The organism is Arthrobacter sp. B1I2 (assembly GCF_030816485.1).
Taxonomy (GTDB): Bacteria; Actinomycetota; Actinomycetes; order Actinomycetales; family Micrococcaceae; genus Arthrobacter.
The window spans coordinates 412869-426724 of sequence record NZ_JAUSYC010000001.1 but is presented as its reverse complement, the minus strand read 5'-3'; the positions used below and the strand labels follow the sequence as shown (position 1 = coordinate 426724).

Sequence of the window (13856 nt, the reverse complement as noted above, 5' to 3'; positions counted from 1 at the left end):
CCCCGCTGTCCAGAAGACCTGCCTACGGCAAGGGGCGCTCCAGCACGAAGTCGTGCTCCACGGTGCCGCCCAGCCGGAAGGACTTGGTGCCCACCTTGCGAAAGCCTGACTTTTCGTAGAAGCGGATGGCGCGGGCGTTCTGGCTGTTGACCCCCAGCCACGCCCCGGCACCGCCGGAAGCCGCCGCTGCCTGGAGACTGGCGTGCATGAGTTCCGCGGCTGCGCCCAGCCCGTGGTAGTCCGGATGCACGTAGCATTTACTGATTTCCACGGACGGCAGCAGTGTCAGGACGGAGGTCACGTCCGGGTCCGTTGCAGGCCGGTCCACCAGCAGGCTGTAGCCGTTGAGCTGCCCGTCCGCGTCGATGACCAGGATGGTGGTGCCCGCGTCCGCGAGGTAACCCTCGAAGTGTTCTTCGCTGAGCGTGTTGGCCAGGTGGGCGGCAATGTCGGCAGGTGACGACGACGGCGGGCAGGCCAGCGGAAAGGTGACGGCCGCCAGCGCGGCCAGCGGGCCGGCGTCGTCTGCTGTTGCTTTGCGGATGGTGTGCGTCATGCTGTTTCTCCGGATCAGGCGGTGATGGTCCGGATGGGGGAGCCGGCCAGCCAGGCGGTAATGTCCTCCAGGGCACCGCCGTAGAACTGCCGGTAGCTTTCCTGCGTGACGTAGCCAAGGTGGGGGGAAAGCACGGTGTTAGGCGCGGCCAGGAGCGGATGCCCGGCCTGCAGGGGTTCCTGGTCAAAGACGTCCAGGGCGGCGCCGCGGATCCACCCGTTGTTCAGGGCCTTGAGCAGCGCATCCTGGTCAACCAAAGGCCCACGGGCGGTGTTCACCAGGATGCCTTCGGGGCCCAGCAGGCGCAGCTCGGCCTCGCCCACGGTGTTCTCCGACCGTGGGGAGAGCCGCAGGTGGAGGGTGGCGATGTCGGCCACCGTGAAGAGTTCCTCCTTGGACACCAGCCGGGCACCGGCATCCTCTGCTGCCTCCGCCGTGAGGTTCTGGCTCCACGCCACCACATCCATGCCGAACGCCTGCCCGTACGCGGCTATCCGGCGGCCGATCTTTCCCAGTCCCACGATGCCCAGGGTCTTCCCGGCCAGCTCCACACCCACCGTTGACTGCCACGTGCCCGCCCGGAGCGAGTTTTCCTCCGCCGGCAGGTGCCGGGCGATGGCCAGCAGCAGGGCCCAGGTCAATTCCGGCGCGGCCGTTGGTGAGCCCGGTGTGCCGCAGACCGTCACTCCGTGCTCGGTGGCGGCCGCAACGTCAATGGAGGAGTTTGCCATTCCGGTGGTGACCAGCAGCTCAAGCGCCGGCAGCTTCTCGAACACCTCACGCGGGAACGCCGTACGTTCCCGCATCGCGATGACCATGGTGGTGTCTGCCAGCGCCGAAACCAGGCCGTCGCGGGAAGCAAAGGGCTCGCGGTACGAGGTCACGGTGACACCCTGCGCCGCCAAAGCCGCGAAGTCGGCGAAGCCGTGGGCCACGTCCTGGTAGTCGTCGAGGATGGCAAGGCGGTGCGTCATGGCTGTCCTTCGCGGAGTCCTACGTCCTTGGGTCACGTTTATCGTATGGCAGGGGCCGGCCGGCAGTGTGCCTGAAACTCCAGTCACGCCCGGCGTGATAGCAATGGGAGTGATGAACCCACGCCAAATCCCGATTCTGCCCCTGTGAGCGGCCGCGTCCTGTCCCGCATCCCGAAGAGCTGGGTCTTGCTGGCCTGCATCGGCCTGCTGGCGCTGAACCTCCGTGGCCCCTTCGTTGCCGTCGCACCCCTGGTGGACCTCATGCAGGCGGAACTGCACTTTTCGCCGGTCCTGCTGGGGCTGCTCACCAGTATCCCCGTACTCTGCTTCTCGCTCGCGGCTCCGCTGGCGTCCCTGGCAGCCCGGAAATTCGGGGCGGAGTTCGCCGTCACACTGACCATCCTTGGGGTGCTGGCCGGAGTACTGGTGCGCTCCGCAGGCGGGCCGGTGCTGGTGGTGGCCGGCACGGTGGTCATCGGGGTGGCCATCACCGTGGGCAACATTGCGGTGCCGCTCATCATCCGCCGTGATTTTGCCCCGCGCCGGCAGGGGACGGCAATGGGGATCTACACCGCCGCCCTGAATATCGGGTCCTTCCTGACCTCGGTGGCCATGGCGCCGCTGGCGGCAGTGGCCGGATGGAGGCTGGCGCTGGCCGCCGTCGCCGTCCTGGCCGTCGCCGCGGTGGTCGTGTGGGTCCTGGCAGTCGGGCCGCGGACGGCGTTCCTGGCCGCAGCTGACGACGGCGGGGACGCGCCCCTGCCCCGGGTGGCCGGTTCCGGCTGGACCACGTTCGGGCTCACCGCAGGCTTCGGCGGCCAGGCGTTCTCCTACTACGGCGTCACGGCGTGGCTGCCCAGCTATCTGCACGATGAGCTGGCGATGTCCACGTCCGAGGCCGGCGCCGCGTCCTCGATCTTCCAGATTTTGGCCATCGTGGGCGGCCTCGGCGTGCCCTTCGCGGCCAAATACATGAGTACGACGGCGGTGGCGGTCACCTTGGGTTCGCTCTGGCTCGCTGTTCCGGTGGGGCTGCTGTTCCTGCCGGAGCTCTGGTGGCTGTGGTCCACTTCCGGCGGGATCGCCCAGGGCGGCGGCATCACCCTGATCTTCATCGCCATCATCAAGCTGGCGCGCGACCAGGCCTCGGCAGGCCGGATGTCCGCAACGGTCCAGGGCCTGGGCTACTGCCTCGCCGCGGTGGCCCCTCCGCTGGTGGGCTTCGTCCACGACAGCTCGGGATCGTGGACCCCGGCCCTGCTCGTCATCCTGGTTTCGGTGCTGACCTTCTTCGCCGCCACGACGCTGTCCGTGCGCAAGGTGCCGAAAGGCCGCTGAGGCAACCCGCCGCCGTCGAAATTCCGCACGATAAAACCCCCGAAGGGCGGGCGTGGGCCCACCCCTCGAGGGTTTGGTGGTGCTCCGTCGCCGGGCCGGCGCCCCGGATTTCGGGGGGCCTGTTGCGGAGGGCGTGCCGGCCCGGCAGACGGAAGTTGGTGGCGGGGACCCCGGACTAAGCCGCGGCCAGCTCCTCGACGGTGGCTTTCTCCTTGGCCTCCGTGAGGTAGCGGGCGTACGCGGGGAGGGTGAGGAAGGAGGGGAATTCGCGGCTGAGTGTGACCTCTTCGAAGATGTCCCGGGCGTCCTCGAACCGGTCGCCGTCGAAGCGTTCCAGCCGGGCGAATTCCTCGTCCAGGAGCTCCTCTACCCACTCATGGCTGATGATCTCGCCCTGGTCCGTGATGGCCCGGGCGAAGATCCACTGCCACAGCTGGGACCTGGAGATCTCCGCGGTGGCGGCGTCCTCCATCAGGTTGTGGATGGCCACCGCGCCGTTGCCGCGCAGCCAGGACTCGATGTAGCGGATGCCCACCTCGATGTTGTTCCGGATGCCCTGCTCCGTGATGGTGCCCTGGGTGGCGGCCACGTCGATCAGGGCACGGTCATCCGGGGTGACGTCCTCGCGGAGCCGGTCCAGCTGGTTGGGCTTGTCACCGAGCACGCCGTCGAACACTTCCCGGCACACGGGTACGAGGTCTGGGTGGGCCACCCAGGAACCGTCGAAACCGTCGTTGGCCTCGCGGGTCTTGTCCGCACGGACCTTCTCGAGCGCGTTGGCGTTGGCCTCCGGGTCCTTGCGGTTGGGGACGGCTGCTGCCATGCCGCCAATGGCCATTGCGCCGCGCTTGTGGCAGGCCCCGGACCAGCTGTTCGGTGTAGGCGCGCATGAAGGGCTGGGTCATGGTCACCTGGCCGCGGTCCGGCAGCACGAACCGGGGGCCCCGGGTGCGGAAGTTCTTGATCAGGGAGAAGATGTAGTCCCAGCGGCCGGCGTTCAGGCCTGAGGCGTGGTCGCGCAGTTCGTAGAGGATCTCCTCCATTTCGAATGCGGCGGTGATGGTCTCGATCAGCACCGTGGCGCGGATGGTGCCCTGCGGAATGCCGAGCAGGTCCTGGGCCAGGATGAAGATGTCGTTCCACAGCCGGGCTTCGAGGTGGTTCTCGATCTTGGGCAGGTAAAAGTACGGGCCCTTGCCCTGTGCGAGCAGGCGGCGGGCGTTGTGGAAGAAGAACAGGCCGAAGTCCACGATGCCGCCGGCGATTGGCTGGCCGTCGATGAGCATGTGCTTCTCCGGCAGGTGCCAGCCGCGGGGCCGGACCACGATGGTGGGCAGGTCGCCCGCCGGCTTCAGCTTGTATTCCTTGCCTTCTTCACTGGTGAAGTCGATCCGGCGTTCCAGAGCGTCGGTGAGGTTCAGCTGGCCCTTGATGACGTTCCGCCATGTGGGGGTGGAGGAGTCCTCCATGTCCGCGAGCCACACCTTGGCGCCGGAGTTCAGGGCGTTGATGGTCATCTTCTTGTCCACCGGCCCGGTGATCTCGACGCGGCGGTTCTCCAGCCCGGGTGCCGGGGGAGCAACCCGCCAGGACGGATCGTTGCGGATGTGCTCGGTCTCCCGCAGGAAACGGGGGTCCTGGCCGCCGGCGATCTCGGTGCGTCGCGTACGCCGTGCCTGGAGCAGCTCCTGCCGGCGGTCGGCAGTAGCCCGGTGCAGCTTGGCAATGAAGGAGAGGGCGTCCGGCGTCAGCACTTCGTCCTGCCGGCAAATGGGCTGCGCGGTCAGGGTAATCCCATTAATGGTGAAGCTGTCAGTAAAGCTGTTCATTTCAAAATCTCCTTGGATACCCCGGTTGCTCTATCACTTTTGGTTGCCAAAGGGGCCTAATGGGGACCAAAAGTGATAGAGCAACGGGTGGGAAGGCGGGGAAGCGGGGCCACGGCCGCCGGGTTCCCTCGCGAGCTTGCGAGCGGAGGGGGCGGCTGGGGATTAGTGGAACTGGCCCTCTTCGGTCGATCCGACCAAAGCGAGGGTGGAGGCGTTCGGGTTGAGCGCCGTGGAGATGGTGTCGAAGTAGCCGGTGCCGACTTCGCGCTGGTGCTTGGTTGCGGTGTAGCCGCGGGACTCGGAGGCGAATTCCTTTTCCTGGAGTTCGACGTAGGCGCTCATACCTTCACGGGCGTAGCCGTGGGCGAGGTCGAACATCGAGTAGTTCAGGGCGTGGAAGCCGGCCAGGGTGATGAACTGGAACGTGAAGCCCATGGCGCCGAGTTCGCGCTGGAACCTGGCGATGGTGGCATCGTCCAGGTGCTTGCGCCAGTTGAACGACGGGGAGCAGTTGTAGGAAAGCATCTGGTCCGGGGAATTCGGCCTTGACGGATTCGGCGAACTTCCGGGCCAGTTCCAGGTCCGGGGTGCCGGTTTCCATCCAGATCAGGTCCGAGTAGGGGGCGTAGGCCTTGGCGCGGGCGATGCAGGGTTCGATGCCGTTGCGGACTTTGTAGAAGCCCTCGGCCGTGCGCTCGCCGGTGATGAATTCCTGGTCGCGCTCGTCGACGTCGGAGGTGATCAGGGTGGCTGCCTCGGCGTCGGTGCGGGCAATGACGACGGTGGGGGTGCCGGCGACGTCCGCCGCGAGACGGGCGGCGTTGAGGGTGCGGACGTGCTGCTGGGTGGGGATCAGGACCTTGCCGCCCAGGTGGCCGCACTTCTTCTCGGAGGCGAGCTGGTCTTCCCAGTGAACACCCGAGGCGCCGGCCTGGATCATGGATTTCATGAGTTCGTAGGCGTTCAGCGGGCCGCCGAAGCCGGCCTCGGCGTCGGCAACGATCGGGACCAGCCAGTCCTCGACGGTCTGGATGCCCTCGGAGAACTCGATCTGGTCCGCCCGGAGAAGGGCGTTGTTGATCCGGCGGACCACGGTGGGAACGGAGTTGGCCGGGTAGAGGGACTGGTCCGGGTAGGTGTGGCCGGAGTTGTTGGCGTCCGCGGCCACCTGCCAGCCGGAGAGGTAGATGGCGCGCAGCCCGGCCTTGACCTGCTGCACGGCCTGGTTGCCGGTGAGGGCGCCCAGGGCGTTGGTGTACTTGCCTTCCTTGTGTTCCTCAGTGAGCTGCTTCCACAGCTTCTCGGCGCCGCGGCGGGCCAGGGTGTGTTCCTCGGAGACGCGGCCGCGGAGACGGACGACGTCGGAGGCTGAGTAGTCCCGGGTCACACCTTCCCAGCGGGGGTTGGCGGCCCACTCGAGCTCCAGGGCGGCGGCCTGCGATGTTGTGTCCTGGCCGGTCGGCTGCTGGTTGGGCTCAAATGCTGCAGTCATCGTTGATCTCCTTGATTGAGCTCCGGATGGAGTAGGTGGGAACCGCGTCGTTGAGGTTCCCACCGGTCTTTCCGGTGCGGTGTTTCTTTCCGTAGTCACTACTTTTCAGTACTTTCAACCCCCTTTCCAGAGAAAAGGTATGGAAAGAAATGCCCTTCTTCACGTATTCTTCAGAAATGCCACCTTCAAGCTGGAACAGGGACGTCTCCCAAGCGCCGTCCACCGCCACAACGGAACTGGACGTCATCGCCCTGGGCCGCCGCGTCCGCCACCTGCGCAAACAAGCCGGGCTTACGCTCGATGACCTGAGCGCCGCCGTCGGCACTGCTCCCAGTCAGCTCAGCCTGATCGAGAACGGCAAGCGTGAACCGAAACTGACCCTGCTGCAGCATTTTGCGGCGGCGCTTAACGTCAGCATCGACCAGTTGCTCGGGGCCGAGCCGCCCAGCCGCCGGGCCGCCTTGGAAATCGAGTTGGAGCGTTACCAGCGCGGTCCGCTCTACGAGTCGCTGGACCTGCCCAAAATCCGCATCAGTTCGCGGCTGCCGCTGGATGTGCTGGAGGCCCAGGTGGGGCTGCTGCACGAGCTCGAACGCAAGATGAACGAGCAGGTGGCCACCCCCGAGGAAGCACGCCGCGCCAACGGTGAACTGCGGGCCATGATGCGGGAGCGGGGAAACTATTTCCCGGAGTACGAGGCCGAGGCGCAGAAGGTCCTCAAGGAGGTGGGCTACACCACCGGTCCGCTGAGCCAGCATGTCATCGCGGACATCGCCGCACACCTCGGTTTCACCCTGCACCACGTGGGGGATCTGCCGCATTCCACCCGTTCCGTGACGGACTTGAAGAACCGCAGAATTTACCTGACGCAGAGCCAGCGGCAGGACCACGACCCCCGTTCGGTGCTCCTCCAGGCCCTGGGCCACTACGTGCTGGGCCACGAAACGCCCCGGAACTACGGTGACTTCCTGGCGCAGCGGGTGGCCACCAACTATTTCGCCGCCGCGCTGCTCCTGCCCGAGCAGGCCACCGTGGAATTTCTGCAGAAAGCCAAAGCTGCCAAGGAAATTGCTGTGGAGGACATCCGGGACGCCTTCGCCGTTTCGTATGAGACCGCGGCGCACCGCTTCACCAACCTGGCCACCAAGCACCTGGGCATCACCACGCATTTCCAGAAGACGCACCAGAGCGGCATCATCTACAAGGCGTATGAGAACGACGGCGTGACCTTCCCCCAGGACCACACCGGAGCCATCGAGGGCCAGCCGTCCTGCAAGGCATGGACGTCGCGGGCCGTGTTCGACGTGCCGGACAAGTTCAGTGCATACAGCCAGTACACGGACACGCCGTCCGGAACGTACTGGTGCACTGCCCGCACCGAGCGTTCGGCCAGCGGCGAGTTTTCATTGAGCATCGGCGTGCCGTACCAGCACGTGAAGTGGTTCCGCGGGCGGGAGACCACCGCCCGGGCCACGTCCAACTGCCCGGATCCCAACTGCTGCAAGCGGCCGCCTGCGGAGCTGACCAGCCAGTGGGCCGGGAACGCCTGGCCCTCGGCACGGGCCCACTCGCATCTGCTCGCCGCCATGCCGCCGGGCGCCTTTCCCGGCGTGGACGAGACCGAGGTGTACAGCTTCCTGCAGGCCCACTCCGGAAGCTGAGCCAAACGACCGGAAGATGATTTGTGGACTGCCGGTGTCATTCTTCAGGTGCAATGTGATCCTTTGCGGGACTGCGATGGCTATCGCGGCGTGGTGGCCGTGCAATGGTCCTGAAGCTTACGGATGCCGCAGTCCTGTGACGCTGGCGTGCGTGCGAGGATTTGGGGCGTGAAGACCTTTTACGGCCAGCGGGAGCTTGACGGGATAATCGCGAAGGTGGCGCCGCGTCTGGGCTCCGGCTTTTTTGCACATGAACAGTTGGCGCGCGTCCGCTCCGTAGGACTATCAGTCCCTAGTCGCCGGAGCACCTCACTCCGGCAGGTCCTGCAGCCGTGGAATACATCCTCTCCAGCCAGCCAGATCTCACCCGGCCCGTCACGCCTCTTTGCGTCTGCCTGCACTTCCTGACCGGTACAACCGTAATGAACCGTGGTGATCATTGCGTGTCATAAAAGGCCTGAGCCGCCTTGGTCGCCCTCCTCTTTGCAGCGCAACCCAGCAGGTTGCAGGAGCGGCGAGGCTACCGTGGCCAAACCTCGCTGATCCTCCAGCCGTCAGCGGGCGTGTAGCTTGCGAGGATAGAACCGTTGCCAAAAATGGGATCTGATTCCGGGGTATGACACAGAACAGCGGAGTTGCACTGCAACCCCCGCTGGGCGTTCTTCGCCTTTATTAGAGCGTCGCCAAAGCTCGCAGAATAGATGATCGAACGGCCAATAGACCCGTTCGTCACGTATTCCATGAGGTATGGCATGCGAGGAAGCATGGCAGCCTCATCAGGGCCTCTACAGGGCCCTAAGTCACATGCTTCCTCCGCGGAAAGCCGAGGGATGACGCTGTCAGCAGGCCCACGACTGAAGCGGCGTGATCTACCCACAACCAAAACGTGGATTGGACGCCCGCAGGGGCATCGACGTAAACAAGACAGGTGATGACGGGCAGGTTCTACCCGACCTGCTAATCGGTTCAATAGGCGGGGGCCTTTAGGCCTATGCGAAATCTGTTGGGCCTGTCACGCTTTCCGTTATGCCGTACTTCCTCAGATACGTGGTCGGAGTTGGGGCGGAACACTTCACGGTCGAAGGCATGGACTTCACTAACGTCCCGGCGAAGGCGAAAGAAGCTTTTGCACGATTTGGCTTGCATCAGGGCGGCCGTGCCATGTTCCCCTGACCCGATCCCGGTCTTCGGTAAAGGCTCGGTCCTCGCGGCCTACACGCGAGCCCGAAGGACCGGTCGGAGAAAGGCCGAGTCGGACAGCTGTCCCGGTTTGGAGTTAGATTCAACGCAGGCACTGTTACCGAAAGAAGCAGGAGCACCGAGATGAAAAATAAGCTGATATTCGTATCAGGTGTGGCAGTGGGCTATGTCCTTGGGACCCGGGCTGGCAGGGATAGCTACGAGAAACTCAAGCTAAAAGTCCGCGGATTATGGGAGAGCCAGACGGTCCAGGACAAAGTTTCCGGCGCCGCTCAGACCCTCGAGACAAATGCACCTGGGGTTCGGGAGCAGGCAAGCCAGGCGCTGAAGAAAGCGAAGGAAGAAATCATCGGCACGCTCCAGCATGACGCCAGGACGCATATTGACCAGGCGACACCCCTGCGCTCCACGCATGACCAAACAATGGCTGACGGGTCCGAAGGGGCCTTTTACGGGACAGGCGGTCCGGCCTCGGGTGAATCGCTGGAAGCGGAAACTGCACCCCAGGCGGACCGTGAAGCCAACGCCGGCTGACGTCGGACCGCTCGGAATGTCCAAATCCGTCGGCACAGACCGTCCGCTGGGGATCCCTCCAGTCCCACTCGACCGGCGACCTGCAAGCACCTCCTCGTCCTCAGGTTAGGGGTGGGGCATCGGCTCCACGGACGCCTCGGCGGTATGATTTTGGCTCATGGCAGCAGGTCGCGCAGCATTCGGCCCGACGATCTGTTGCTTCCCCAATGCATCACGGCCATGATGTGGGACGGAGGTGAAGAAATGGGTTCTCCCGCTGTAATCCGTGTAACTGCCGTTCGTGTGGCCGAGCTGCTTGCCGACGGCGAGCCGATGCCGGTCTACGTGCACGTTGTCGACCACCCCGACGCGCGCGTGCTGGTCGACACCGGCATGACTCAGCTCCATCCGGCGGTCGCCGATATGGATCCCCGCCTTCACCCGTTGGACCAGCAGGACTTCGACATCGACAGTGTCGACATTGTCGTCAACACCCACCTGCACTTCGATCATTGCGGGGGTAACCACCTCTTCGCGGGCAAGCCCATCTACGTCCAGCGTCAGGAACTCCAGGACGCCCGCACCGAGAATGACTACACCATCCGTGAATGGGTGGACCCGCCCGGGGTTCTCTACGTTCCCGTCGACGGCGAGCTCGAACTGCTTCCCGGGCTTCGGCTCCTTCCGGCACCTGGTCACACTCGGGGGTCACAGGTCGTCGTCGTTGGCGATGGACGCCCGACCATCGTCGCTGGAGATACAGCAGTCCGGTTCGGTGAACTTGATAACCCCCGTACGGAGGGTCAGCTACTGGTGTGCTCTCTGAACCCCGAAATGGTTTGGCTCACACACGAGCACAGGCCATGGAAGCCTGCGCGTTTGCCCGCGTAGGCCCCTCGTTCCGGGTGCAGGAGGTGAGCGGGCGTTGGGTTACCCGTGCAGCGCCCGGTAGGCGTCCGCAGCAGCAGGGTGCAGGGGGACGCCGGCGGTGTTGATGAGGCTTTCGGCGCTGAGGAACTGCACGCCCAGGCTGGACTGGGGAATGAGTTCGCCCGCGTTATGCACCAGCAGCTGGACCGTCCGCTCAACGGTGGCGCTGTCCAGGTCGCTGCGGCACAGGAGCAGGTTGGGAGCACCCACGGTCCACGCCGCGGGCACCCCGGGATAGCTTCCCTCGGGGATGAGGACGCGGTCGTACAGGCCGCCGTACCGCCGCCGCAGTTCCGGCAACAGGCCCGACAGATCCAGGAGGCCCATCGGCACCTCCTGAGCGGCCGCGGCGATGGCAGCAGTGGGGACGCCGCCGGACCAGAACAGGGCATCCACGGTTCCCGCTTTGAGCGCGGCGATGCCGTCGTTCAGGCCAAGATTTTCGACGGCGGTGGTCCCGGCGGAGGGTGCGGCATCGCCCGAGGTGCGCAGCCCGGCGGCTTCGAGGAGCCTCGGCGTCGTCAGTGACGTCCCCGACCCGGGTTGACCCACGGCAACCCGGCGTCCGGCCAGCGCCGGGACGTCCCGGATGCCGCTGTCTTTGCGAACCACGCAGTGGACATAGTTTTCATAAACCTTGCCGATAGCGGCAATCCCTGCCGTGTCCTGGGCCGACCCGCCCGGTTGCGCGGCAGCATCCGCCAGGGCCACGGCGAAGGCGGCGCGCCCCGCCCGCAGCTCGGCGATGTTGTCCAGGCTGCCGCCGGTGGACAGGGCACTGGCACGATGCGCAACGCCGTGACGCTCCAGCGCTGCGGCCAGAAGCGTGGAGAACTCGAGGTAGAAGCCACCCGGTTCACCACCGGCAACAGTCAGGTTTTCCGGCCGGTCGGCGCCGGTACAGGCACTGAGTGCGGGTGGCAGGCAGGCAGCCAGGCCGACGGCGAGGGCTGACTTAAGGAGGGTTCGTCGCGGCGGCAGCGCCACGGGGCCGCCCGGGGTACCAAGGTCAGGCACGGGCACCACCCCCGCCCGGCCCGGATGCCGCCTGGCTGGACGGGGGAGCGGGAAGCTCGATCCGGGCCGACAGCCCGTGCGGGGCTGCTTCGGCCAGCACCAGGCGGCCACCGTTGGCGGCGGCAAGCTCACCCACAATGGTCATGCCCAGCCCGGTGCCCGGAACCGAGGAATGCCGCGGAGACCGCCAAAACCTGGTGGCAGCCGAGGCGCGCTCCGACGCGGAAAGGCCTGGGCCGTCGTCGGAAATCTCCACGGCCACAGTGCCGGCCTCCGTCCGCACAGCCGCCGCAACCGTGGCACCGGGAGCGTACTTCATGGCGTTGTTGAGGAGTTCGCCCGCCATCTGGCCCAGCTCTGCCGGGTGGCAGGCGACCAGTGCCGGCGGCTGCGGTGGCGGAGCAAGGACCAGCCGGCAACCCGCCTGTTCCGCCAGCGGCGCTGCCCGTTCGATTTCCCCCTGGAGGATGGGGAACGGGTCCACCGGCTGGGCCGGCGGGCTTTCCCCGGGACTTCCGGCGGCCCGCAGGTACCCTTCAGATGCGCGGTGCTCCGCGGCTGCCAGCTTTAGTACCCCGTCCAGGATCTCTTCCACCCGCTCCAGTTCTGCCAGTGCCCGCTCAGCTGCATCATGTTCCCGGGCGGTCTTCAGCTCCAGTTGGAGCAGGTCCAGCCGCAGCCGGAGCGCCCCCACCGGGTTCCGCAGCTGGTGCGATGTGTCCGCGATCAGCTGCCGCTGCGCCGCCATGCTGGCGCTTACGGTCCGGGCCATGGCAGTGAAGGACCGGCTGAGTTGCCGCAGCTCGGGCGGACCGTCCTCCGGCAGGCGCCCGGCCCGCCCGGTCCGCTCCAGCTCGTGCACGGCCGAATCCAGCCGCAGCACAGGCCGCAAAACCCATCCCGTGACGCGGGCGGCGCCCACCAAAAGCACGGCGGCCAAAGCCAGCGCAGCGACACCCACCACCAGCCACCGCTCCCGGAGCTTTTGCTGCGCCGTGCCGGCGTGGACGTCCAAAACCACGGCGCCCAGGACCTGGCTGGCGCTGCCGAACGGCCGGAAAATGACCTGGGATCCGGAGCCAAAGGGCTCCAGCTGTTCCAGGGACGTGTTGCTCACGTTGAGCCGGGCAAGGGACAGGGCATTCTGCACGTCGGACCGCCCCGCATCAAGTCCGCCGGAAGCCAGGATGTCCTGCTGGACCCGGACCACGATTCCTTCCCCATAGAGTCCGGAATAGGTGTCCATCTCCCGCTGCAGGCGCACGGTGTCGCCGTCGCCGGCGGCATCAAAGGCCACCTGTGCCAGCCGGTTCAGGGACGCTGCCCGGTTGATCTGGAGCTCCTGGGTCAGCTCGCGGGACGCGGAACCCAGGATGGTGCCGGAGATCAGGAAGACCACCACCAGGCAGAGCACGCTGAGGACGCCCAGGACGCGCAGCCTCATGCGCCGCCCGCCTCCACCCGGTAGCCCACCCCGCGCACATTGATGATGAAGCCGGGCTTCTGCAGTTTGGCCCGCAGTCCGGTCAGGTGCACGTCCAGGGACCGGGAGGAGGCCAGGAAGGCATCGCCCCACAGGGCGTCGAGGATTTGTTCACGGGTGACCACCGACCCCGCGTGGCGGGCCAGCAGGGCCAGGAGTTCAAATTCCGTGGCAGTCAGGGGGAGGGGCGCGGCTCCCCTGGAAGCGGTGCGCCGGTTCAGGTCGATGGCCAGGTCGTCCAGCACAATGATGTCCTCCTGGGGAACGCCGCCGGCGCGTCCTGCCCGCCGTGTCACCGCTTCGATCCGGGCCAGCAGTTCCACGAGCTTGACCGGCTTGACCAGGTAGTCGTCCGCGCCGGAGCGGAGCCCGAGCACTACGCTGCGCTCGTCGTCGCGCGCGGTCAAAATCAGGATGGGAACATTCGTGACCTGCCGCAGCTTGCGCAGGACCTCGAGCCCGTCCATGTCCGGAAGCCCCAGGTCCAGGAGGATCACTTGGAAGCTCCGGTGCGAAAGCAGCGCGTCCGCACCCCGCGACACCCGCTGCGGGTGGTGGCCGGCACTTTCGACGGCGGCAGTCAGGGCACCGGCCATGGCCTCGTCGTCTTCGACGATCAGCACGTCCACGGCCATCTTCCTCGCTGCTTTTTCTGCGGTTTCCGGTTCATCCCCGCTTGGTGAGATTACCGCGTGGCGCCAGAATGTGCCCGACGGCGGAGGACGGGCACGCGGCAACCCACCCCCGGGCGAATCCTAAGGAAGTGTTAGGAAAGTTCCGTCCGCGTTGGTTGTGCGGTGGATCACCCATACCTTGGATGAGGCCCTCCCCGCCGGAGGCCGCCGTCACTACCAGGAGGAACT

9 protein-coding genes and 2 pseudogenes are annotated in these 13856 nt (G+C 66.1%); 4 read left to right on the top strand and 7 right to left on the bottom strand.

From position 1 onward, the window contains the following. Positions 1 to 22: 22 nt before the first annotated feature. On the bottom strand, positions 23 to 556 hold the full coding sequence (locus QFZ57_RS01895) for a GNAT family N-acetyltransferase (RefSeq protein WP_306628792.1): 534 nt from the start codon (positions 554 to 556) through the stop codon (positions 23 to 25). 14 nt (positions 557 to 570) lie between these two features. Beyond that, on the bottom strand, positions 571 to 1530 hold the full coding sequence (locus QFZ57_RS01890) for a D-2-hydroxyacid dehydrogenase family protein (protein ID WP_306897533.1): 960 nt from the start codon (positions 1528 to 1530) through the stop codon (positions 571 to 573). A 144-nt stretch (positions 1531 to 1674) separates the two neighbouring features. Here QFZ57_RS01890 and QFZ57_RS01885 point away from each other — a divergent pair, with 144 nt between their 5' ends. Next, complete coding sequence (locus QFZ57_RS01885; protein WP_306897531.1) at positions 1675 to 2868, top strand: MFS transporter; 1194 nt, start codon at positions 1675 to 1677, stop codon at positions 2866 to 2868. A gap of 175 nt (positions 2869 to 3043) precedes the next feature. On the opposite strand, the pseudogene aceB reads toward QFZ57_RS01885, so the two are convergent. Next, positions 3044 to 4697: pseudogene (aceB, locus tag QFZ57_RS01880) on the bottom strand (malate synthase A). A 162-nt stretch (positions 4698 to 4859) separates the two neighbouring features. After that, positions 4860 to 6189 (bottom strand): annotated as a pseudogene (gene aceA, locus QFZ57_RS01875) (isocitrate lyase). Positions 6190 to 6338: 149 nt separating this feature from the next. Between aceA and QFZ57_RS01870 the strand changes: the two are divergent. From QFZ57_RS01870 to QFZ57_RS01860, 3 genes are all read left to right on the top strand, one after another. Further along, a complete protein-coding gene (locus QFZ57_RS01870; RefSeq protein ID WP_306897530.1) occupies positions 6339 to 7850 on the top strand; it encodes a helix-turn-helix transcriptional regulator in 1512 nt (503 codons plus the stop codon). 1323 nt (positions 7851 to 9173) lie between these two features. Beyond that, on the top strand, positions 9174 to 9584 hold the full coding sequence (locus QFZ57_RS01865; protein ID WP_306897528.1) for a YtxH domain-containing protein: 411 nt from the start codon (positions 9174 to 9176) through the stop codon (positions 9582 to 9584). 144 nt (positions 9585 to 9728) lie between these two features. After that, complete coding sequence (locus QFZ57_RS01860) at positions 9729 to 10454, top strand: MBL fold metallo-hydrolase (RefSeq protein WP_306897526.1); 726 nt, start codon at positions 9729 to 9731, stop codon at positions 10452 to 10454. 39 nt (positions 10455 to 10493) lie between these two features. Here the strand turns inward: QFZ57_RS01860 and QFZ57_RS01855 are convergent, their stop codons facing one another. Genes QFZ57_RS01855 through QFZ57_RS01845 form a run of 3 tightly spaced genes read right to left on the bottom strand, consistent with a single transcriptional unit; the run spans position 10494 to position 13628 of the window. Continuing rightward, entirely contained in the window at positions 10494 to 11519 is a 1026-nt protein-coding gene (locus QFZ57_RS01855) for a TAXI family TRAP transporter solute-binding subunit (protein WP_306897524.1), read from the bottom strand. Continuing rightward, positions 11503 to 12954 (bottom strand): sensor histidine kinase, encoded by a 1452-nt coding sequence (locus tag QFZ57_RS01850; protein WP_306897523.1) that lies wholly within the window; start codon positions 12952 to 12954, stop codon positions 11503 to 11505. The genes QFZ57_RS01855 and QFZ57_RS01850 overlap by 17 nt, the downstream gene beginning before the upstream one ends. Beyond that, positions 12951 to 13628, bottom strand: a complete 678-nt coding sequence (locus QFZ57_RS01845) for a response regulator transcription factor (RefSeq protein ID WP_306897521.1) — start codon at positions 13626 to 13628, stop codon at positions 12951 to 12953. The genes QFZ57_RS01850 and QFZ57_RS01845 overlap by 4 nt, the downstream gene beginning before the upstream one ends. Between the last annotated feature and the right edge of the window lie 228 nt (positions 13629 to 13856).

Excerpts from the sequence above, each read along its gene's own strand:
- QFZ57_RS01870 (WP_306897530.1), top strand. The coding sequence starts at position 6,339 with ATGCCCTTCTTCACGTATTCTTCAGAAATGCCACCTTCAAGCTGGAAC.
- QFZ57_RS01845 (WP_306897521.1), bottom strand. The coding sequence starts at position 13,628 with ATGGCCGTGGACGTGCTGATCGTCGAAGACGACGAGGCCATGGCCGGT.
- QFZ57_RS01850 (WP_306897523.1), bottom strand. The coding sequence starts at position 12,954 with ATGAGGCTGCGCGTCCTGGGCGTCCTCAGCGTGCTCTGCCTGGTGGTG.
- QFZ57_RS01865 (WP_306897528.1), top strand. The coding sequence starts at position 9,174 with ATGAAAAATAAGCTGATATTCGTATCAGGTGTGGCAGTGGGCTATGTC.
- QFZ57_RS01860 (WP_306897526.1), top strand. The coding sequence starts at position 9,729 with ATGATTTTGGCTCATGGCAGCAGGTCGCGCAGCATTCGGCCCGACGAT.
- QFZ57_RS01890 (WP_306897533.1), bottom strand. The coding sequence starts at position 1,530 with ATGACGCACCGCCTTGCCATCCTCGACGACTACCAGGACGTGGCCCAC.
- QFZ57_RS01895 (WP_306628792.1), bottom strand. The coding sequence starts at position 556 with ATGACGCACACCATCCGCAAAGCAACAGCAGACGACGCCGGCCCGCTG.